General features: G+C 41.9%; 19 protein-coding genes. 9 read left to right on the forward strand and 10 right to left on the reverse strand.

Going from position 1 to position 21,273, the window contains the following annotated elements:
• The first annotated feature begins 237 nt into the window (after positions 1-237).
• From FLL45_RS00795 to FLL45_RS00805, 3 genes are all read left to right on the forward strand, one after another.
• A complete protein-coding gene (locus tag FLL45_RS00795) occupies positions 238-2,265 on the forward strand; it encodes a sodium-translocating pyrophosphatase (protein WP_142887893.1) in 2,028 nt (675 codons plus the stop codon).
• 201 nt (positions 2,266-2,466) lie between these two features.
• Positions 2,467-3,543: an Hpt domain-containing protein gene (locus tag FLL45_RS00800; protein WP_142887894.1), complete on the forward strand. Its 1,077-nt coding sequence runs from the start codon at positions 2,467-2,469 to the stop codon at positions 3,541-3,543.
• 234 nt (positions 3,544-3,777) lie between these two features.
• A complete protein-coding gene (locus tag FLL45_RS00805; protein WP_185964275.1) occupies positions 3,778-4,404 on the forward strand; it encodes a TonB family protein in 627 nt (208 codons plus the stop codon).
• 110 nt (positions 4,405-4,514) lie between these two features.
• Here FLL45_RS00805 and FLL45_RS00810 read toward each other — a convergent pair whose 3' ends face one another.
• Positions 4,515-5,786 (reverse strand): 6-phosphofructokinase, encoded by a 1,272-nt coding sequence (locus FLL45_RS00810; protein WP_142887896.1) that lies wholly within the window; start codon positions 5,784-5,786, stop codon positions 4,515-4,517.
• Positions 5,787-6,144: 358 nt separating this feature from the next.
• Here FLL45_RS00810 and FLL45_RS00815 point away from each other — a divergent pair, with 358 nt between their 5' ends.
• The 5 genes from FLL45_RS00815 to FLL45_RS00835 all read left to right on the forward strand — a co-directional run bounded on the left by FLL45_RS00815 (position 6,145) and on the right by FLL45_RS00835 (position 11,153).
• Positions 6,145-7,266, forward strand: coding sequence for a beta-ketoacyl-ACP synthase III (locus FLL45_RS00815; protein WP_142887897.1), 1,122 nt, complete (start codon positions 6,145-6,147; stop codon positions 7,264-7,266).
• Positions 7,267-7,369: 103 nt separating this feature from the next.
• Entirely contained in the window at positions 7,370-8,737 is a 1,368-nt protein-coding gene (mpl, locus tag FLL45_RS00820; RefSeq protein ID WP_142887898.1) for a UDP-N-acetylmuramate:L-alanyl-gamma-D-glutamyl-meso-diaminopimelate ligase, read from the forward strand.
• Positions 8,738-8,781: 44 nt separating this feature from the next.
• Positions 8,782-9,396, forward strand: coding sequence for a flavin prenyltransferase UbiX (locus FLL45_RS00825; protein WP_142887899.1), 615 nt, complete (start codon positions 8,782-8,784; stop codon positions 9,394-9,396).
• A gap of 28 nt (positions 9,397-9,424) precedes the next feature.
• Positions 9,425-10,348: an ABC transporter ATP-binding protein gene (locus FLL45_RS00830; RefSeq protein ID WP_142887900.1), complete on the forward strand. Its 924-nt coding sequence runs from the start codon at positions 9,425-9,427 to the stop codon at positions 10,346-10,348.
• 31 nt (positions 10,349-10,379) lie between these two features.
• Entirely contained in the window at positions 10,380-11,153 is a 774-nt protein-coding gene (locus tag FLL45_RS00835; protein ID WP_142887901.1) for an ABC transporter permease, read from the forward strand.
• Here FLL45_RS00835 and FLL45_RS00840 read toward each other — a convergent pair.
• A complete protein-coding gene (locus FLL45_RS00840; protein ID WP_142887902.1) occupies positions 11,150-11,806 on the reverse strand; it encodes a TIGR01621 family pseudouridine synthase in 657 nt (218 codons plus the stop codon). The genes FLL45_RS00835 and FLL45_RS00840 overlap by 4 nt on opposite strands.
• A 571-nt stretch (positions 11,807-12,377) precedes the next feature.
• Here FLL45_RS00840 and FLL45_RS00845 point away from each other — a divergent pair.
• On the forward strand, positions 12,378-12,758 hold the full coding sequence (locus FLL45_RS00845; protein WP_142887903.1) for a response regulator: 381 nt from the start codon (positions 12,378-12,380) through the stop codon (positions 12,756-12,758).
• 6 nt (positions 12,759-12,764) lie between these two features.
• Here FLL45_RS00845 and FLL45_RS00850 read toward each other — a convergent pair whose 3' ends face one another.
• The 8 genes from FLL45_RS00850 to FLL45_RS00885 all read right to left on the reverse strand — a co-directional run bounded on the left by FLL45_RS00850 (position 12,765) and on the right by FLL45_RS00885 (position 21,263).
• A complete protein-coding gene (locus FLL45_RS00850) occupies positions 12,765-13,784 on the reverse strand; it encodes a GGDEF domain-containing protein (protein WP_142887904.1) in 1,020 nt (339 codons plus the stop codon).
• A gap of 224 nt (positions 13,785-14,008) precedes the next feature.
• Positions 14,009-15,355, reverse strand: coding sequence for a hypothetical protein (locus FLL45_RS00855; RefSeq protein ID WP_142887905.1), 1,347 nt, complete (start codon positions 15,353-15,355; stop codon positions 14,009-14,011).
• A gap of 32 nt (positions 15,356-15,387) precedes the next feature.
• Complete coding sequence (locus FLL45_RS00860) at positions 15,388-16,692, reverse strand: M20/M25/M40 family metallo-hydrolase (RefSeq protein ID WP_142887906.1); 1,305 nt, start codon at positions 16,690-16,692, stop codon at positions 15,388-15,390.
• Positions 16,693-16,744: 52 nt separating this feature from the next.
• The gene (locus FLL45_RS00865; protein WP_142887907.1) at positions 16,745-17,986 is read right to left on the reverse strand and encodes a cyclic di-GMP phosphodiesterase; all 1,242 of its coding nucleotides are present in this window, start codon (positions 17,984-17,986) and stop codon (positions 16,745-16,747) included.
• A gap of 91 nt (positions 17,987-18,077) precedes the next feature.
• Positions 18,078-18,869 (reverse strand): LOG family protein, encoded by a 792-nt coding sequence (locus FLL45_RS00870; protein WP_142887908.1) that lies wholly within the window; start codon positions 18,867-18,869, stop codon positions 18,078-18,080.
• 70 nt (positions 18,870-18,939) lie between these two features.
• On the reverse strand, positions 18,940-19,446 hold the full coding sequence (locus FLL45_RS00875) for an RDD family protein (RefSeq protein ID WP_185964276.1): 507 nt from the start codon (positions 19,444-19,446) through the stop codon (positions 18,940-18,942).
• Positions 19,447-19,633: 187 nt separating this feature from the next.
• Positions 19,634-20,383 (reverse strand): SDR family oxidoreductase, encoded by a 750-nt coding sequence (locus FLL45_RS00880; RefSeq protein ID WP_142887910.1) that lies wholly within the window; start codon positions 20,381-20,383, stop codon positions 19,634-19,636.
• A 100-nt stretch (positions 20,384-20,483) separates the two neighbouring features.
• A complete protein-coding gene (locus FLL45_RS00885; protein WP_185964277.1) occupies positions 20,484-21,263 on the reverse strand; it encodes a substrate-binding periplasmic protein in 780 nt (259 codons plus the stop codon).
• Between the last annotated feature and the right edge of the window lie 10 nt (positions 21,264-21,273).

Below are 21,273 nucleotides of genomic sequence, written 5' to 3' on the forward strand. Positions count from 1 at the left end.
TTTACCTACAGAATGAATATTGTTATACAGGTCCTTGCTAAACAGCAACCTATGACATCCGGGCAACCCTCAAAGAAATGAGATATTAAAAGCTTGAGGATCCATGTCATGTAGTTGGTTCGCCCAAAGAGTAATGGGTGTCGATGACACCTGTAGTAATCTTTCTCAGGCCAACCGAGCAACAATAAATATAGCCAGTCGGTCAGCTTGCGAAGTAACCTTTATGTTGGGGGAAGTATGACCGATCTCGTGCAGTTACCACCGATCCTCGGTGTTGTTGGGCTGGTTGCAGCCTTTATTATCTATTTGTTAATCAAGAAATTTTCTGGTGGAGAAGGAAAAACCGCAAAAATAGCCGACGAAATTCACAAGGGTGCGATGGTTTTTATGCGGCGTGAGTATACGATCCTTTTTGGATTTTTAGTGGTTTTAACCGTTTTATTATTTATTGGGTTTGGTTCTTGGCATACGCCGACCGCATTTGTTGCGGGCGCATTGAGCTCGGCAATTGCTGGTTACATCGGAATGTATACCGCGACCCGTGCCAATGTGCGAACAACAGTTGCTGCTGCTGAACAAGGGCCTGCCTCTGCGCTAACCGTCGCGTTTTATGGTGGTTCGGTAATGGGATTAGCGGTAGCGTCAATGGGACTATTAGGACTTGGAAGCATGTATTATGCGTTTGGTGGCGACCCCGCACACGCTGAAGCGATCCATGGTTTCGGAATGGGAGGCTCGGTTGTCGCTCTATTTTCGCGCGTTGGTGGTGGTATCTTTACCAAGAGTGCTGATGTTGGCGCAGACCTCGTTGGTAAAATCGAAGCAGGAATTCCTGAAGATGACCCAAGAAACCCTGGGGTAATCGCAGACAATGTTGGTGACAATGTCGGTGACGTTGCGGGAATGGGCTCGGATATTTTTGAATCCTATGTTGGCTCTATGATTGCTTCGATAGCGATTGCGGCAACCATGGCTGGAACTTCAGTCGCGATTTTAACCGGCGGCGATAACCGAGAAACCTTGATGTTCTTGCCTTTGGCACTAGCTTCTGTCGGGCTAATCTGTTCAATCGTTGGTATCTTCATCGTTAAATTAGCTTCGGGTGCAGAACCTGCACAAGCACTAAGAACCGGTACCATTGGTGCGACAATTTTATTAATCGTTGTCGCTTACTTCTTAATTGATTGGTTTGGCTTGTCAGTTAATATCTGGTACTGCGTAATTAGTGGTGCAGTCGGCGGCAGTATTATTGGCTTAGTGACTGAGTATTATACGGGTGGAAAGCCAGTAAAAGATTTAGCGAGAGAAGGTGAAACCGGTCCGGCGACTGTGATGATTGCGGGCCTAGCGGTCGGCATGGAGTCGGTGGTTATTCCGGTATTAACGATTGCTGGAATCATTTTTGCGAGTGCTCAATTTTTAGGTGATGCCGGTGTTTACGGGGTTGGAATTGGTGCCGTCGGTATGTTGGCTACTGTTGGTATTACGATGGCCATCGATGCGTATGGACCTGTCGCCGATAATGCAGGTGGTATCGCTGAAATGGCCGAGTTAGGCGAGGATGTGCGTGAAATTACTGATGGCTTAGATGAAGTTGGTAACACCACTGCTGCGATCGGTAAAGGGTTCGCGATTGGTGCTGCCGGACTCGCAGCGTTAGCAATTATTGCGGCCTATATTGAAACCGTTTCGAAGAACATTGATAACTTTAAATTAGAGATCAGTGATCCATTAGTGTTAATGGGAATGTTCATCGGCGGTATTTTTCCATTTCTGGTGTCGGCTATCACGATGAGAGCTGTAGGGAGCGCAGCATTCGATATGATTAAGGAGATTCGTCGTCAGTTTAAGGAAATCCCTGGACTGCTCGAAGGCAATGCTGAGCCTGATAACGCGAAATGTGTTGATATTGCAACCCAGGCCGCGCTAAAGAAAATGGTATTACCGGGGGCGCTCGCGGTCGCCGCGCCGGCAGTGATAGGTTTTTGGCTTGGTGCTGCCGCGCTTGGTGGAATGTTGGCTGGTGCCTTAATTACTTGTGTTCTGCTCGCGCTGACAATGGCGAACGCGGGTGGTGCTTGGGACAATGCTAAAAAGTATGTAGAGAAGGGCAACTTTGGTGGTAAGGGCTCTGATGTTCATAAAGCTGCGGTGGTTGGTGATACCGTTGGCGACCCCTTCAAAGATACCTCGGGTCCGTCAATGAACATCCTCATCAATGTTATGGCTATTGTCAGTTTAGTTATTGCTCCTTTACTTTCATAGTTCGTCATTTATCGACCTAAAAGAAGGGCTCTTTGAGCCCTTTTTTATTCCTATCTCATTAATAATTCACATTTTTTATTAAACTTTGCCATAATTAAACCGGAGCTAAAAATCGTTCCTGGCTGCCTGTCGCTTGCGAAATAGCAGTAGATGGAGCCGATTAATTTCAAACAATGATAATAATACTAGGGTTAGAAATCAGTGAACCAGATAAGCTGTGAAGCGTTCAATGAACTTGAAGATGAAGTGAAGCAAGAGTTCTATGAAGACGTACAATCAGCCATCAAAGACATCAACGAATGCGCGTCAACACTAGAAACTGGTGCTGATGCGGCGGTAATCGATCGTATGTTTCGAGCGTTGCACACTGTCAAAGGTAATTGCAAGATGGTGTTTCTCGAAGAGTTTGTAACCTCTTCTCACAAGCTCGAAGATTTATTCTCTGGCATTCGCAGCGGTGAAATTGACTATCAAGATATTTATGGCAAGTTTGCAGTAACCGCAGTCAACGCCATTGATATTCAACTGAAGACCTTGGTTGAAACCGGAAGTGCAGACGCAGATACGCTCAAGAAGTTAGAAGATATTATTGACCATATCGAAGTTGCGCCGGTTGAAGACCGACCGCATTTAGCGGAAAAAGCGATTATCGCTATTCAAGACGGACATTTTAAATTAGATTTAGTGGCATTGGATGAAGGGCATGGAAGAGCGTTCAGTTTTTTAGATGCAACCGACTTTGAGTTTTTCGAATTTATTTCCGATAAAAAAGCCTTGATTGATCCCTCTCATCAAGCGTTTATTGATATTTGCGAGCCACTCGCGATGAAGTTAAATGCAAAGCTGGGTCAGTCAATTGATGAACAACAATTAAGAACCGCGGTGATTTTTGTTGCTTTTTCTCGCGCCTTAGCGAGTGATTCATTGGCAACAATGTTAGAGGTAGAACAGGTCTTTTTTGTTTCAGGTTTGCTGAATCGAATGGCTGGTTGGTCGACTGCAGCGGAAATAGCACTACAGATGATCGAAAAACATGACGGTACTGGTGCTCCACTCGGCATCGAGGGAGATAAGATTATGCCGGCAGCGCAAGCGCTTGGTTTGGCTACAGAGTTTGCTTTGATTGTGCTGCAAAGTAAAACGAAAGGGTACAAACAGTCTTTGTTTAGCGCGGTTAAATTAATCAACGCTCAAAAAGATTCTCGTTACAAGAGTCGTTTGATCGAACGGTTTAATGATGTGATTAAGTCCGAATATTTAACCACTCAAATGTGGTGATGATAGGTCTAAATGCTAAATACTAAATACTAAATACTAAGTCTAATATCTTGGGGCTCAATTGAATATTCTAATCAATAATGTGATGCCAAGTTACTTGCCAACTGTGATGGTAAACTCTCTAATGTCTTTTAAACCCAATTCAATGTTTTCTTATATTCCATAAAACTTAAACCCTGATTAGAATTATTCACGTTGGTAATGACTGTCGAGACGATAAATAGGAGACAGTCAATGACAAGAATAATTTCAATAATGTTAGCCAGTTTATTTTCACTTTTTTTATTTGCGCTGATGAATCTTTTAATTGATTCTGATGCAAAAGCGATCGAGCCCGGAGAGCAAAAGGGTGTTTATATTGTTGATTTCAAGCCGAGTGATTTGACACCTGAAAACAAATCTAGAATAAAGCCAAAGCTACCCAAACGACAAGAGCCCGTTAAAGAGCCGAAAATTTCTCAAAATCGCGAGCAAACTTCTCGTGCAAAACCAATAAGAATTGCTTCAATTAAACCAACACTTGAGTTTACCAATCAATCTGATAGTTTCATCGAAACAAATTCAATTTCGCAGAGCATTTATGGCGGTGGCTTAGATAAAGCACCATCAATTCGAGTCGAGCCTCATTATCCCATGAAAGCAAGATACAAAGGAATCGAGGGAAGTGTAACACTGCAGTTTGATATTAATGAATTAGGCGAAACAACCAATATAGTCGTGGTGGAGTCCAACCCCAAGGGCGTTTTTGAAAAAGCCTCCAAGAAAGCACTTAAGAAATGGCGGTATAAAAAGAGTGAGAGTGAGGAAAGCGTGGCGGCTAAGAACCAAATAGTGACACTTTCTTTTAATATGCAAGAGTGAGATTGGGTTGAACTGTTTAGAAAAGTAAAGTCACGTTCGATGAGGCGCTTGCAGATTACGGAGTGAGACAGAGTAGTCTGTTTCACTCCGCATTTTGTTATCATAAAAGTTTATACTTTAAATTTTGTTTTTAATTTTTTTGCGACAGCTTCGTTCTTTAATGTCACGTATTGCGGTAAGCCATCTTTATAAGGCGGGTAAGATTCGCCTTTAATCAAAGGTTGTAAATAATCTCGGCAAATATCGGTAATATGGAAGCCATCGCGCGAAATAAAATTACGAGGCATCATTTTCTCGACATTTGCGACGTCAGCTAGCTTTGCCTCTCCAATTGTCCAACTATATCGTTTAGTCTTTTTACGAACAATAGTCGGCATGACGGCATTCTTTCCTGCGACAGCAAATTCAACCGCTGCCTTTCCCATAGCGTAGGCTTGTTCGACATCAGTTTCGGAAGCAATGTGCCGAGCGGCTCGCTGGAGATAATCTGCAACTGCCCAATGATATTTGTAGCCAAGCTTATCTTTGACCATTTGCGCAACGACCGGAGCGACCCCGCCCAGTTGTTTATGTCCAAAAGCGTCGACTGAGCCTGCGTCAGCTAAAAAGGTACCATCTTTGTAAGCCGCACCTTCAGAAACCACAATGGCACAATAGCCAAACTTTTTCACACAACGGTCGACCTTTTTCAAGAATTTTTCTTGGTTAAAAGCGATTTCAGGAAAAAGAATAATATGTGGAGCATCACCTTCGTTTTCAGCTGCCAAGCCGCCAGCAGCAGCGATCCAGCCTGCATGGCGTCCCATGACTTCCATCACGAAAACTTTAGTTGACGTTTTTGCCATAGAGGCCACATCAAAACCGGCTTCTCTAATTGACACCGCGACATACTTTGCAACACTACCGAATCCAGGGCAGTTGTCGGTTATCGGTAGATCATTGTCAACGGTTTTAGGAATACCGACACAAGTGATGGGGTAACCCATCGTTTCGCTGAGTTGTGACACTTTGTGGGCTGTATCCATCGAGTCACCGCCACCGTTATAAAAGAAATAGCCGATATCATGCGCTTTAAAAACCTCGATTAAGCGTTCGTATTCAGCGCGGTTTTCCTCGATCGACTTGAGCTTGTAACGGCACGATCCAAAGGCTCCTGAAGGTGTAAACTTTAGGCCTGCGATGGCTTTTTTAGATTCTTTGCTGGTATCGATTAGGTCTTCTTCAAGTGCACCAATAATGCCATTGCGTCCTGCATATACCTTGCCGATTTTGTCCTTATGTTGTCTTGCAGTTTCAATTAAACCACAAGCTGATGCGTTAATTACAGCGGTTACACCGCCGGATTGTGCGTAAAAAGCGTTTTGCTTCTTTTTTCGCGCCATTGTCGACTCCAGATGATTGGGAAATTTTGAAGCGCGTATTATAAATCAAGAAAGTGACAGTTTTGCAGTTTTTTGAGCAAGAAAGTCCAAATCAGTGACATTCCTTGCAGGTCGCGGCTTGAAGTAACGGTATTTTTACTAATTCGGCTGCCGAAAGTAGTTGTTTGGGTAGCTGATTTAGGAAGGGAAAAGTTGCCGTCTTAACGCACAGTTCAAAGTGGCACGACCAGGCTAGTGACTTGTTACTGAAACTCCAGAATCTGCTAAGATATCGCCGCATAATTAATAAAAAACTAACACAAGTAAGCGGTATTCAAAGGTTTTCGACCTTGGTTCGTGAGAAACCAGGAGCTCCCAAATGTATTGCCCCGTGATATCGGCAACAGGATTATTTACGCCTGAGCAAAGTATTTCAAATCAAGAGTTAGTCGACTCGTATAATCAGTATGTTGAACAAACTAACCACGACAATGCGGATAAAATTGCCGCTGGTGATATAGAGCCGCTGCAACCCTCGAGTGTTGAGTTTATCGAAAAAGCATCGGGAATCAAAAGCCGTTTCGTGCTACAAAAAGACAGTATTTTGAATACCTCAACGATGGCACCGATTATGCCTGTTAGAGAGGATTACGAATTATCCTATATGGCAGAAATGGCGGTTAAAGCGGCGAAAGAGGCACTGTTAACTGCAAAGCTAGAAGCCCAAGAAATCGATCTGGTCATTGTCGCTGCGTCAAATATGGAGCGGGCGTATCCTGCCATCGCGGTTGAAATCCAGTCCGCGCTGGGGTGCGGTGGTTATGCGTTTGATATGAATGTAGCGTGTTCTTCAGCAACCTTTGGAATTAAAACTGCGGCCGATGCCATTAAATGCGGAACGGCAAGCAAGGTGCTAATGGTTAATCCCGAAATTTGTTCCGGTCATTTGAATTTTAGAGATAGAGACTGTCATTTCATTTTTGGTGATGTTTGCACAGCGGTTATTATTGAGCGAGAGGAAGATGCGGTTGCCCGAGAAATTCAAACGGTCTTTAAAATAGAAGACTTCAAGCTAGTCACAGAATATTCTAATAACATTCGGAATAACTTCGGGTTTTTGAACAGAGAAGCTGATGACCCACAAAAATTGTTATTCAAGCAACAAGGCCGCAAAGTCTTCAAAGAAGTTGTTCCAATTGTTGCTGATTTAATTCAAAACCTGCTCGATGAGAACAATGTTGATGCGCAAAAAGTAGCCAGCTTTTGGTTGCACCAAGCCAACATTAATATGAACCAATTGATCACGAAAAAAGTTTTGGGAGAATTACCCGACAATTTGATTGCGCCAATTGTTTTGGATGAGTATGCCAACACGAGTTCAGCGGGGTCGGTTATTGCCATGCATAAGTATCATTCCCATTTAGCTTCTGACGATTATGGCGTGTTATGTTCTTTCGGTGCTGGTTACTCTGCTGGGGCAATATTACTTAAAAAGAATTAGCTTAGCGCCTTATTTGGTCATTATCTCTACTTAGCTGTGACTAACAACCGTGATACAATGCGGAGCAATTAATCACAGAAAAATGACGGATAGAGTTGTCTGAATGCATTTGCACATTTTAGGTATTTGCGGAACATTTATGGGCGGTATTGCTCGCTTGGCGGTCGAAAAAGGATTTAAAGTCACCGGTTCTGATCGTAACTGCTATCCGCCAATGAGCGACCAATTAGAGCGTTTAGGCATTTCGCTGCATGAGGGATACGATGCTGAACAATTAGCGAGTGAGCCGGATTGTGTTGTTGTAGGAAATGCCATGACTCGCGGTATGCCCGTTATTGAATCTTTACTTGAGTCGACACAAGTTTATCGCTCGGGACCTCAGTGGTTAAATGAGAATATTTTACAGGACAAATGGGTTATCGCTGCTGCCGGTACTCATGGAAAAACGACAACTGCCAGTATGATCGCATGGATCTTGGAGGCTAATGGATATAATCCCGGCTTTTTGATCGGCGGCGTCATGGAAAACTTTGGTGTATCAGCGCGTTTAACCGAATCGCCTTTTTTTGTGGTAGAAGCCGACGAGTACGACACCGCTTTTTTTGATAAACGCTCTAAGTTTATTCACTATCGCGCTAGAACGATAATTGTCAATAACCTTGAGTTCGACCATGCGGATATATTTGATAGTTTAAGTGATATTGAAAAGCAGTTTTCTCATGTAATCAGAACGATTCCCAAGAACGGATTAATAGTCAAGCCGAACAATTCTACAGCTATCGAGCGCGTTCTTGATAAAGGAATTTGGACGCCAGTAGAGAGTTTTGGATTAACGGGGCGTACCGACAGTGATTGGTTTGCGCGAAAAGTTAGTGAGGATGGTAGCCAAGTCGAGGTATATTTTAAGGGGCAACTGCAGGGTACCCTAAATTGGCAGCTGATCGGTGATCATAATGTTTCCAATGCGCTTGCTGCTATTTCTGCATGCCGTCATGTTGGTGTTACCCCGGAGTCAGCGATAGCGGCTTTAGCTGGTTTTAAAAATGTCAAAAGAAGGATGGAGTTAAAAGGTGAAGTCAATGGAATAGCGGTTTATGATGATTTCGCGCATCATCCAACGGCCATTGAAACAACCGTATCAGGCTTAAGATCTAAAGTTGGCAAAAATCGTATATTAGCAACAGTCGACCTGCGCTCAAATACCATGAAGCGCGGAGTCCATAAAGATACCTTAATCGATTCCGTTAAACAGACTGATTATTGTATTTTTCATACTCCCGATGGAATTGACTGGAATTTTAATTTTGACAAAAACACCGATAGAATAACGGCACTAAATTCACCAGAAACGATTGGTGAACGATTGGTGAAAGAAGCAAAACCTGGCGATTCCATTTTAGTGATGAGTAACGGGGGCTTTGGCGGAATTCATGATAAAATCCTTGATGGCTTAAAGAGCAAACGAGTTTAGTTCAGTCACTAATAATAAGCCCCGCGGATAATGAGTTTATTGATATGATAGCTGAAAAAAGGGTTACATTAGGCATTACCGGTGCATCGGGTGCGCCTTATGCGCTGCATCTTTTGACAAATTTGACCCGTCACTTCGACGAAGTTCATTTGATGATTACTGATGCGGCTCGAGTCGTCTTGGCAACAGAATCTGCATTAAAAATTCCTGAGAGCCCCGCCAAAATTGTCAAGACACTGACAGATTATTGCCAATGTGAAGAGGGCATCATTAAAGTCTATGCGAAAGAAAATTGGTATGCCCCGGTAGCTAGCGGCTCCGCAGCGCCCAAGCAAATGATCATATGTCCTGCGAGTATGGGGTGCGTCTCTGCAATTGCGACTGGCGCGAGCAACACGCTTTTAGAACGAGCGGCAGACGTAGTCATCAAAGAAAAAGGGCAATTGATACTTCTACCGAGAGAAATGCCATTTTCGACAATTCATTTAAGAAATTTACTTTCACTCAGTGAGGCAGGGGTAACGATAATGCCAGCAGCTCCTGGTTTTTATCACAATCCAGATAACATCGACGACTTAGTGAGCTTTGTTACCGGAAGAATCTTAAATCATTTAGGCATTAATAATAACCTGAGTAAAGCTTGGGGATACAAGAACTAGTCGCAACACTTTATTTTAGAGCAGTCACATGTCAGAAAAAGCGATCGAAATTAATAACTTAAAGAAAGTTTATGGTAAATCTTTACATGCACTCAAAGGGATTTCTTTTAGTGTAGAGAAAGGTGACTTTATTGCCTTGCTTGGTCCTAATGGCGCTGGCAAATCAACAACGATTGGAATCATTTGCTCATTGGTCAATAAAACTTCTGGAGAAGTAAAAGTCTTTGACCATTCCATTGATAGTGAGTTAGAGGCAGCTAAACGATGTCTTGGTTTAGTACCTCAGGAGTTTAATTTTTCTCAATTTGAAACGCCGTTACAAATTGTGGTGAATCAAGCCGGTTATTACGGGGTACCGCGCAAGATAGCGTTGCAACGAGCTGAAAAATATTTAAAACAACTCGATCTTTGGGATAAAAAAGATACCCCTTCAAGGACACTTTCTGGCGGTATGAAACGACGTTTAATGATTGCCAGAGCGCTTATCCATGAACCTAAAGTTTTGATTCTTGATGAACCCACTGCTGGGGTTGATATCGAGATAAGACGCAGTATGTGGGAGTTTTTAACCGAACTGAATGAGCAGGGAACAACCATTGTCTTGACCACTCATTATCTGGAAGAGGCTGAACAATTGTGTCGTAACGTCGCGATTATTAATCATGGTGAAATTATTGAAAATACGTCAATAAAAGATTTGATATCCCGTTTGGATATTGAGACTTTTATCCTTGATGTGGATAAGCTCCCGAGTGAATTTCCTAACATTACTGACGTTGAGTTTAGACAAAGAGATGAGTCTTCGCTTGAAATCGATGTTGCTAAAACGGTCTCATTTAACCGAGTATTTGAATGGTTGTCGCAACATAATATTCAAGTGATGAGCATGCGCAACAAAGCAAATCGACTCGAAGAATTGTTTGTGAGAATGACCGAGACGCAATCGAACTAGTGACAGTTATCAATCGTAAATGAGAACAAATATGTACGATAAGCAATCTTTTATTGCACTACAGAGCATTATTATCAAGGAAGTGACCCGCTATTTTAGAATTTGGGTGCAGACCCTGCTACCGCCAGCGATCACTATGACTCTCTATTTTGTTATCTTTGGACAACTAATTGGTTCACGTGTTGGTCAAATGGATGGCGTGAGTTATATGGAATACATTACGCCGGGAATTATTATGATGTCGGTAATTACGAATTCTTACTCGAACGTCGTTAGTTCTTTTTTTAGTGCGAAATTCCAACGCAGTATCGAAGAAATGCTGGTCTCTCCCGTGCCAACCTTGTTTATTTTATTAGGCTATGTATTGGGTGGTGTTAGTCGAGGGTTGCTAACAGGTATCATCGTGACGATTGTTGCTGCTCAGTTTGTCGAGATTAATGTTAACAGCTGGGGAATCTTACTGGTTGTCGTATTGCTAACCTCAATGTTGTTTGCAACAGGCGGGCTAGTCAATGCAGTATTCGCTAAAAAGTTTGATGATATTTCAATTGTTCCAACATTTATTTTGACACCCTTGACTTATCTCGGCGGCGTTTTTTATTCAATAAAACTTTTGCCGGAGTTTTGGCAGTCTGTTTCGCTTGCTAATCCAATTTTATACATGGTCAATGCTTTTAGATACGGCTTTTTAGGTTTTTCCGATATTGAAATTAGCACAGCGCTAGGTTTGATCTTGGTGTTTATTGTTGGATTGTTTTCTTTAGCTTATTATCTGTTAGCTAAAGGAATCGGTATTCGCTCCTAAGTATCTAAGGATTCAAAACCGGCTAAAATAGTCTTTAAGTTTTGATGGTCAAAAAGCTCTCCTGTATCAGGCGTGCAAGTGATTTTGATATCGTCACCACGCCATGCGAATTGAATCTGATAAGCGTGTAAGTAGCCTCTGTCAGCTTCACTTGCTCCGTATCTGACATCGCCTAAAATCGGTGAACCAATCGATTTTAATGCGACTCTTATTTGATGAGTTTTACCAGTTGTTGGCGTGACCCAAAATACTCTAATCCCGGGCACTAATGCTCGAGATGTAAATTGAGTAATCGCCGGATTATCGCGAGAATGGGTTAATTTCCAACTTCCATTTCTCGCTTTCACCATGTCACCAATTACCTTTCCTTGTTTCTTTTTGGGCTTTTTGGCAGATATGGCAAGGTATTTTTTGAAAACATTTTTATTGGCAAATAATCGGCTGAGGTCTCTCGCTGCATTTTGGCTTTTGGCAAAGAGTAATACGCCCGAAGTCATTTTATCTAGGCGATGCACTGGAAATAAATCGCACGATAAGGATTTCTCTAACAATGCAGCAATACCCGGTTGGTCGTCTTCCGTGTGAAAGTTAACACCAGCTGGTTTATTAATGGCAATAAAGTCAGAGTTGTTCAAGAGAATTTGGTATTCCATGCGCAGCGTCGGATTGGGTTGGCGTTTGAATGATTACAAAACTGCAATGAAGTATTTGTAAATGAGATATGTGTCGATTAAAAATGCCGTCATTGATTTGTTTGCTTAAGATTTAATGTCGTTATTGTAGCATCGATGATGGTTCCGCAAACAATTGATGAGGAATAACCGAATATTTTATCGTTTTTGCTGGATAGGCGATTTAAGCAACGTCGGAAAAATACTCACCGTAAAGCTAAACCGATGAGATGTTTCAACCGCTAGGCGCCCTAGCTAATATTTTGAGCGATCAGATAAATCTTTAAATTTTACTTTTTCTACTATACTTCAGTTACTTAGCAAAACTTGCGGGATGGCCTTAGCAAATTTGAAAGATAAAAGATTCGATGGAATTCACAATTTTGCTATTAAAAGTCATTTAAGTTAGCTTTTCAATTTGTATACAATAAATAATCAGCTATAATCGCGGGGTTCGAGCACCTTGAAATTTATGATTTTTGTATAATAATAAATTGAGGAAGCGACGGAAATACTAATCTGATGAAAGGGAAAGTTTAGGGAGCAGTAGAGAATGGCACTGGTTTTGATCGTTGATGACGATCCTCAAATGTTGCGCTTGTTGACTGACGTGGTTGAGTTAGACAATCATGATGTATTGTTGGCGCAAGATGGTGCTATGGCCTCCGAATATTTTGATCATCAAACGCCTGATTTAATGATTACTGACATCCTTATGCCTAATAAGGAAGGTTTAGAGCTCATCTCAGAGGTTCGCGAGAAATTTCCTAAGATGAAAATCATCGCCTATTCTGGTGGTGGTTCTTCCGATCCGCAAAGTTACTTAGAATTCGCCAGCGGAATGGGCGCAGATAGAGTATTCAGTAAACCTATGCCACTTGCCGAGTTGCGTCAGGAAATTCAAATTCTACTGGCTGAGTCGGTTGAGCAGTAGACCTTTCTAATCATTCTCTCGCTCAATGCGATTACGCCCAGCGTTTTTTGCCCGATACAACGCCTTATCCGCACGATCAATACAGTCGATAAGCTCATCACTATTGCTCAGCAAGGCGACACCAATTGAAAGCGTAATTTGGCGAAGATATTCCGCAGTATCTCGACGCTTAACTTTTAACGCTGAAACTTCTTTTCTAAGCGATTCGGCAACGATTAATCCATTTTGTAAACTTGTCTTCGGCAATATAATAATAAATTCCTCACCGCCGAATCTTGCAAGAATATCACTGTGTTTAATCTGTTTTAGTAAGGTAGTAGCAACAATTTGAATAACATTGTCGCCGACCAAGTGACCGTACTCATCGTTAAAGGATTTAAAATAGTCAATATCAGCCATCATAACCGACATTGGGTACATTGATTCATTTAGGCTAATTAAATCAAATTCATGTTGCAGACCCGCTCGATTGAGAATTTGAGTCAGCGGATCGCGATATGCCCTTTCTCGGAATGCCATATGCTCCTGTTGCAAATGTTTTATTTCTCTAGTGGCATCTGACAAACGATCCTCTAGCGAATTAGAATAAACGTAGATCTTTTTAGTTTCTTCAAGAAGTAATGCGATGACCTTGATCTTTGCATCTTCAGAAGTCCCTTCGAGTACTGGAGTGGCTTCTTCTAAATTACCTGAAAAGTCTTTGAGTTTCTCATTGGTATTTGACACCGTGACGAGCGTTTTACAAGCCACATCATCGATACGCTCAGAAAACTGAGAGAGATTCGAATCAAGCTTACCGATAATATACTGTCGATAAACTTGCTCTATTGTTGCCAATTTATTTTCGATTGGGCCATCAACTGCAGCTATAATTTGCTTAAAATCGTCGCTCGGGTTTTGAAAGAGTTCAAATGCCACATGATAGCAAATCGGCGTGTTAGGTAAATTCTGATCTCTCAGCCAGGCTAGTGCTGCGCGAGAAATTTGTCCCGTTTCTTTCAGATTTCGCTTGTGTAATTCAGACATCTTTTCATCCTGAGATATCTTTTAAAACGATGGGTCCTTAAGCCGCATTGTTGGTTTTATTTAATTGCTCGTGAGTAACCAAGGCTTATAGATAACTAATGCGACATTAATCATTCATAAACTATATTAGCACCAATCGGGGAAGGTAGGTGCAATTTATTCTAGTTCAAGCCGTGTAAGCGAGTTCTATAAAAAATGTTGAATAAAATTGCTTCGTAAATAAATTAAAATGATTCTTGGATAATTTTGAGATAAAAGTTTTTTACCATCGAAATGGCTTCTTGTTCGTCCATTGACTTTTCTCTCGCTATTTTTTTTGCGATTTGCACAATTGAGTGTTTGCCATCGATTTTACCAGCTAGTTCAGCGTAGAGTTGATGACTAAAAGCAAATGATTGAATCTCTCTAGTTGCAGGAATTGGTTTGTTTATATCCAAAATCCAGTTTGGCAAGTTTTGCAATGATTCCGTTTGCTTTACCTCTTTAACTTTTCTCGCCCTCCAACTAAAAACAGTTTCCATGCGATAACCTGCGTTATGAGGAGATTTTAAATAGGGGATCACTTGAGATTCAGATTCTTCTATCTCGAAGCCCGCTTCATGCGCAAGGGCTTTGATTTCGTCGATTGAGTAACACAAGGCTTCTCGACTCTGATTAAACACTAAGCTACCAAAATTGACCCAGTGACCACCCATTGGAAGGTAGTGGTTTAAACAGGTCATAAATTTACGTAGTTCAAAAGGCTGGATATCAATTAGCCAAGGTGTGACCACTAAATCTATCGCAGCCGATTTTATGGCTGGGGTAGCTGCATCACTGAATAATAAATAAAAGTTGTCTGGCCATTTTTCTAAGCCTGCAATTGAATGAGATAATGCGACTGATTCTGTGTTAATTGGGTGTGCGGGAAACTCGACGATCTCAAGTGCTTCACCTGATAGTATTTTGTTTGCTGCGAATAACAAAAGCGGGTTTATGTCATTTGCAATTGTCGTGGCTGAGCCTAGCAGACGATGAATATCATAGGCAAGACGGCAGGAACCTGCGCCTAACACAAGCACATTTTTTGGCTGTAGTGTACCTATTCGTTGCATGATTATTTTCGCTGAAAGTTTGTTTTCTTCATCTCCCCAGACCCAATCTCGATATAAATTCGCTTCATAACTCAGTAAGTTTTGCGTGTGTGGCGCGCGATCACTTAACGCATCGTAGACTGGTTTACTGGCAACTTTCGCACTTAAGATAGGTGAGACTAACTCGATAACGGCTTGCTGAAATAACGTTTTACCACTAAGTAATTTTTCTAAGCGAGGTTGAGTATAGTCAGATGCCTTTTTGAGTTCATTTTTGAGTTGGCGAATATCATCTGAGAAAATTTGATTAAAATGATTTAGTTTTACACTCCAATCGACCATTGAATGCAAAGGATGGCGAAACAACCAAGGGATTCCATTGATCACTGGATAGTGGCATTTACTTTGCTGGCTGACTAGCTGATTATCTTTAAGCGATAAATTTTCACCAGATTCGGGACACGCCATTAAATCAATAAATTGAGGAGTGATGTTCATAACTCGCCTTATGCCCAGTTAATAATTATTTTCTAATAAAAACTTCCATTCGGTCTGACTTGGCTGGTATCAACTCGAGTAGGAGTCAGACTACCATCGACGAGACCTTGAGAAGCTTTGGCAAGAGTTTGGATTACTTGGAACATCGAATTGAGATCGAGCGTGTCAACCTCATCAGTCACCTGATGATAATGTTTATCGATATCTATTTGAGACGAAGAAAAGCTATGCGCGGGTACCCCAAGCTTTGCTAATGTTGCGTTATCTGAGCGATAAAATAAGTTTTCGTCTGGATAAGGGTCGGCTTTAATTTTCTCAGAGCCATACGATTGGTTTAGCAATTCAGCAAGATTTGATCGTTCATAGCCTGTCATCCATAATTGCCCTTCACCAAACTTGGACGGTTTGCCAATCATCTCGATATTGATCATTGCTTTTATCTTTTCTGGCGCAACTTGTTTTGCAAAATACTTAGAGCCGAAGCCGCCGATTTCTTCAGCGGTAAAAGCAACGAATATGAGCGTTCTTTCATTGGATCTTTTTGCAGCATAATATTGCGCAAGATTGATAACCGCTGTGGTTCCAGAAGCGTTATCATCGGCACCGTTAAATATTTTATCTCCTTGTAAATCTAACTTGGTACCTACATGGTCGTAATGCGCTGAAAAGAGAACATATTCTTCGTTGTGTGATTTTCCAGGAAGTACGCCAACCACGTTCGCCAGTTTTTTAGTTTCAACTTTAGTTGTGAGCGAAAGGTTAAGCGATTCAACCTTTTTTGTATCAGTGAGAACGAGTAGGGCGGAGGGACCCTGATTAATATTAAATTTTGATTGTTGTCGCGAAAAGAAACTCTGGTATCGTGCAAACATCGCTTGATGGCTTGGATCAATTAAAACGAGTACATCTGATTGCTTTTGGTTGACTGCGGTCATCGCTTTTCGAAAATCTTGTTGTTTATCGATCATAACCGTTTCAAAAGTGGAGTCGGAATTCCAATTCAACTTCTGATGGCTGGTCAGTGCAATAAGAGACTTTGCGCTGACGCTTGCCCCATTAAGTTGGAGCTTAACGCTGTCGACGGTAATGCCAAAAATTTCAAATGATTGTTTAAACCCTTTTTTCTCATCAAGCGGTTGGAGCCCAATCGACTGAAAGCGGTTCGCGATGTAATCAGCCGCGATATCGATTTGCTTGGTATAAGTTGCGCGCCCCATTAGTTTATCATCAGCAAGAAAATGAACGTCCTTGGAGACTTGTTCAAAATTTAGTGCACTTGCTAGTGTATTGGGTATAACAATGATTGCTAACGCAAAAGCTAAAATCAATTTCTGCATTTAATATATTCTCTGTTTGAGGTCGGGCTTGTGACCTATTGTTGATGAGGCTCTATCTCCTGAGCAAGAGTCCTTGTTGAACCAACTGTTGAATGTCGATATCAAATGAGCCATTAGGGTGAACTGTTTTGATTTGATAAGCTTCACCACTTGAATGCACTGTCATTCTAGCGAGATCAACGACTTTTTGAAAGCCTTTGACTTTTTCTTCATCGGTCACTAGCAAAACCCGTGGTTTTAACTTTTGCTCTTGATGAACTCTAATGACCACACCGACTTCGCCGGTTTGCATTTCCACTATTGAGCCAACGGGGTAAACTCCCATCCACTTGATAAATTCCTTAGCAATGGTTTTGTCGAATTGTGTACCTGAGTTTTCGGTGAGCACCTTAAAAGCTTGGGACGGAGTTTCCGCTCTTGAGTAGACTCGCTCACTGGTAATCGCGTCAAACGTGTCAACGACAGTGACAATTTTTGCATAGCGAGAAATCTGATGAGCAAGCAACCCTCTGGGATAGCCGGAACCGTCAATTTTTTCGTGATGAGAGTGGGCAATATCGATAACACCGGGCGAGAGTAGCTTTTTATTTTTTAAAATTTTATAACCTTCTACCGCATGATCTTGCATAACACAAAATTCTGCCGGAGAAAGCTTACCGGGTTTGTTGAGAATTTTTTCGGGAATTTTCATTTTGCCAACATCATGTAACATAGCGCCGATACCAACACACTGAAGTTCCTCTTTACTCATTCCAAGATATTTACCGAACGCGATAGACATTATTGAAACACGCAGACAGTGTTCAGCAGTGTATTCGTCAGCATTCTTGATGTTACTTAGTAACATCAATGCATCGGGATTGTGTAGGATAGAGTCAACGCATTCTTCGACGGTATTTTGTACCGGCTCGAGTTCGAATTCTTCCTCTGCAATAATCTTCTGCATGATGTTTTTCACCATTTTGGAGGAAGAATTAAAATTTTTCTGAGCTCGAGGAAGTTCTTCTTGGAGGGCTTCTAACTCGGTACGCCGGTAGGTTTTCTTCTGACTCGGCGCTTGACCTTCAACTGACTGGAGATAGGTCTTGTAGGCTTTTTCCGATTGAAAATCGACATAAACCCAGTCGCATTCTTCTTGGATCGCATTCAATGTGTCGGTGTCGTTTATCGGGAAGCCTTGGAAGGTAAATGGTGACTCGTCCCAGGGTTTATCGAGTTCAGCGACATACATTCCTAAGCGCAAGTTATGCGCTTTTATTTGTACTTTTTTTAAGTAGGAATATTGTCCAGACATGCTAACTGTTATCTAAGTATGCGATTTTTTAACGTGTTACTGCAAAGATACCGCGATTTATAGGGGTTGGAAACCTCTTAATTGTCAAATTTTATGGCTGTTCACATTTTATGATGGAGGTAACGCGCGCTAGCGCGCTGTCAACATCATTGACGTGCTCGATTAATTTCAAGTCGTCTTCATCGATAAGTCTTTGTTCTGCAAGGAATTCGAAGTTAATTGCTTGCTTCCAGAAATCATTGCCGTAAAGCAAAATTGGAATAGTGGGCATTTTGCCTGTCTGCATCAATGTCAGCGCTTCCATCAATTCATCCATAGTGCCAAAACCACCCGGAAAGACGATAATCACCCTTGCGCGTTTTAGAAAGTGCATTTTTCGTAGTGAGAAATAATGAAAGCTGAACGATAATTCCTCGTGGATGTAAGGATTTGGAATTTGCTCTTTCGGAATATTAATATTAAGCCCAATACTCGGTTGTCCAATTTCTGAGGCGCCGCGATTGGCCGCTTCCATGATGCCTGGACCCCCACCCGTGATCATTTTGGTTGTCTGATATTTGCAAGTATAGAGATATTGGCCAATGGCTTTCGCCAATTGCCGGGCGTCTTCGTAATATTGGCTTTGTTGCTTGGAAAGCGAAGCGCTCATTTGGGCCCACTTGGCAACATGATTATGAGGTTGTTCAGAGGAAAGTTGGTCAGCTTTATCTTTTGACAAGGCGGCGCCATAAGCATCATCGATGCGAGCGCTGCCAAAGAATACGATAGTATGTAAAACGTTGGCTTTGTCTAATGCACTCTCGACTGAAAGCCATTCTTCAGAAATCCGCTTTGCGCGTTCCTTGTCTTCATCTTCAGGAATGTTGATTAAATTTTCGGCCATCTTAAACGCAACTATTTAATGCTGGCAATTTAAAATTTAATATATAACTCAATGATTTATTGCGCAAGGCTTATATTATTGGCTTGTTTTCTTTGGTGTAATCTTTAGGTAACTCCACAACCCGTGTATCGAAAATGAAATCATGAATCCCGCGGTTTTCCTTGTCAACAATCCCCCAAATTTGACTTAAACCGCCGAGGGAAGCAAAAGATCGGATATAGGCTTCTTTCCAGGTAAGGTGACTACCATCTGGCTTACAAAGCTTTAGGCGCCAAGTTTTCATTCCCATGGTTTGCCCGCCTTTTACCCAACACCAGACGTAGTAATATTGAACGCTGGCGAATAAATAAATCGACCAAAGCGGATTCATATAGAGTGCTTTGGAAAGGGCTTGGCCATTTTCTATCCACGGGATAGTCATGATAAAAATAATCACGTAGCCAACGACCATCGCAAGAATAAACACTGCCAGGGCGCCAAGTAAGTCGTAAACCCATGCGCCGAACTTTTTCCAAAAGGGTGCTAGCTTAACCGTTAGTTTGGGAGATGACTGTTTCTGATCTAGGGTTTGACTCACAATGGGCTCTTCAATATTTAGTCTTCATTCGGCGGGGGAGTTTAGCAAACTATTGAGTCAGCTGTCATTGCCGCTTTATTTCTCCTGCAAACACAGTTTGTCATAGCCAAACAAAGGCGAATGCTAGTGGAGTTAAAGCGACTTCGATGCCTTTGTCTGACAGAAAGAATGGTGGCGATAAAGACAATTACCAAGGTATCGACTTTCCATTGAGATCGTAGAATTGGCCTGAGTCTTTAGTCGTTAAACCTTCAATGACTTTAATTAAACCTTGCACGCTTTGAGTCGGCGTGTAAGTCGCATTAGAGCCGCCCATATCCGTTTGCACCCAGCCGGGATGAACCACTGTAAAAATAAATCCTTGGTCTTTGTACTCTGTACTGAGGATCTTATTGATTTGATTTAAGCCGGTTTTGCTGGTTCGATAGGCATACCAGCGACCGGTCGATTTTTCGATGCTACCAAGACCCGAAGACATACTAATAACGGTTTTTCGCTGACCTTTTTCGAGGTTACCAATGAGTGCTTGAGTAACACGGAGAGGACCTAGGGTATTAATATCCAGGGTTCGAGCAAAAGTGTTAAAGTCTACTTTATCCAAAGTAACATCTTGGCGATCAAAGTAGCCGGCGTTGTTGATAAGAATATCAATTGCTCTGCCTTTGAGGGCCGCTTTTAAATCAGCGACACTTTTTTCATCGGTCACATCGAGTTGCAAAACCTCTGCGCCTGACTTTTTTAGTTCTGTTGCTGTTGCTGGTTTACGCGCAGTACCAATAACTTTGTAGCCTTTTGCCAAAAACTGTTTTGCATATTCTAGACCGATACCGCGATTGGCGCCTGTAATCAGGACTGTCTGGTCACTCGATGAATAAGCAAATTGAGGAAATGCGAGTAAGCTGAATAATACAATAGCAAAGGAGAGATAGTTTTTCATTGTCTAAACCTCGGTTTGGTTAACTGCGGTTAAGTTACCCAAAGCCCATGATGAGTGCAAGTGGTGGCGTTAAACCGAGTGGTGCATAAGATGGATAATCTTACCAGCGCCAATATTTTTGATATTCACTAGATTGGCGCACGGCTTGAATCGCTTGGTCGAAGCGTTTGACAATAGCTGGGGAAACCGTTTTTTTGCTAAAAATGAGTGAAACGGGTGAAGAGGAAACGACGATTTGACAAGAATACAATTTATCTTGGTTGGTTGACATCCGCGCTTTGTACGAAATCATCACAGGGTCCTCGACGATACCGTCCAAATTGTTTTCTTTTACAAACTCGATATCTTGGCCGGTATGTTCAAAATAAGTGATCTTTTTATTCAGCGCCGGTGTATTTTGAATTCGAGTGATTGCTGGTCCATAGACCATTCGTTTTTGAAGGCCCAGACGAAAGCCTTCTTTGAGGAGTTTTTCGATTGACCCTTGGTTACACTTTTCACGAAAAGAGCGTCTTGCGTAGAGCACTAGAATTTCGTTTCGATAGGGAACGCTAAAGAGACCGAAACGTCTTCGTGAATCGGTCTCTGTCGCATTTAACGTAAAGTCGATAGTTCCATCTTCGACAGCTTTCAACGATTGAAAATAGCGTTTGTTTACGATTTCCAACCGGCAATTTGCGGCTTGAGCGATTTGTCTAATCAGTTCGACTTGAATTCCTTTAGCTTTGCCTTTTTCGAAGTATTGATAAGGTGGCCAATCGGCGACACCGACAGTGAGATTGCAGGAAGAAGGGCTTGTTGTCTCGTCAATCGCGTTGCTGGTTGGTGTTAAAACCAACAAAACCGCAAAGCAAAGCAATTGTAGACGATAAAACTGCACTGATTTACCT

This window comes from Aliikangiella marina (assembly GCF_007004765.1).
GTDB lineage: Bacteria > Pseudomonadota > Gammaproteobacteria > Enterobacterales > Kangiellaceae > Aliikangiella > Aliikangiella marina.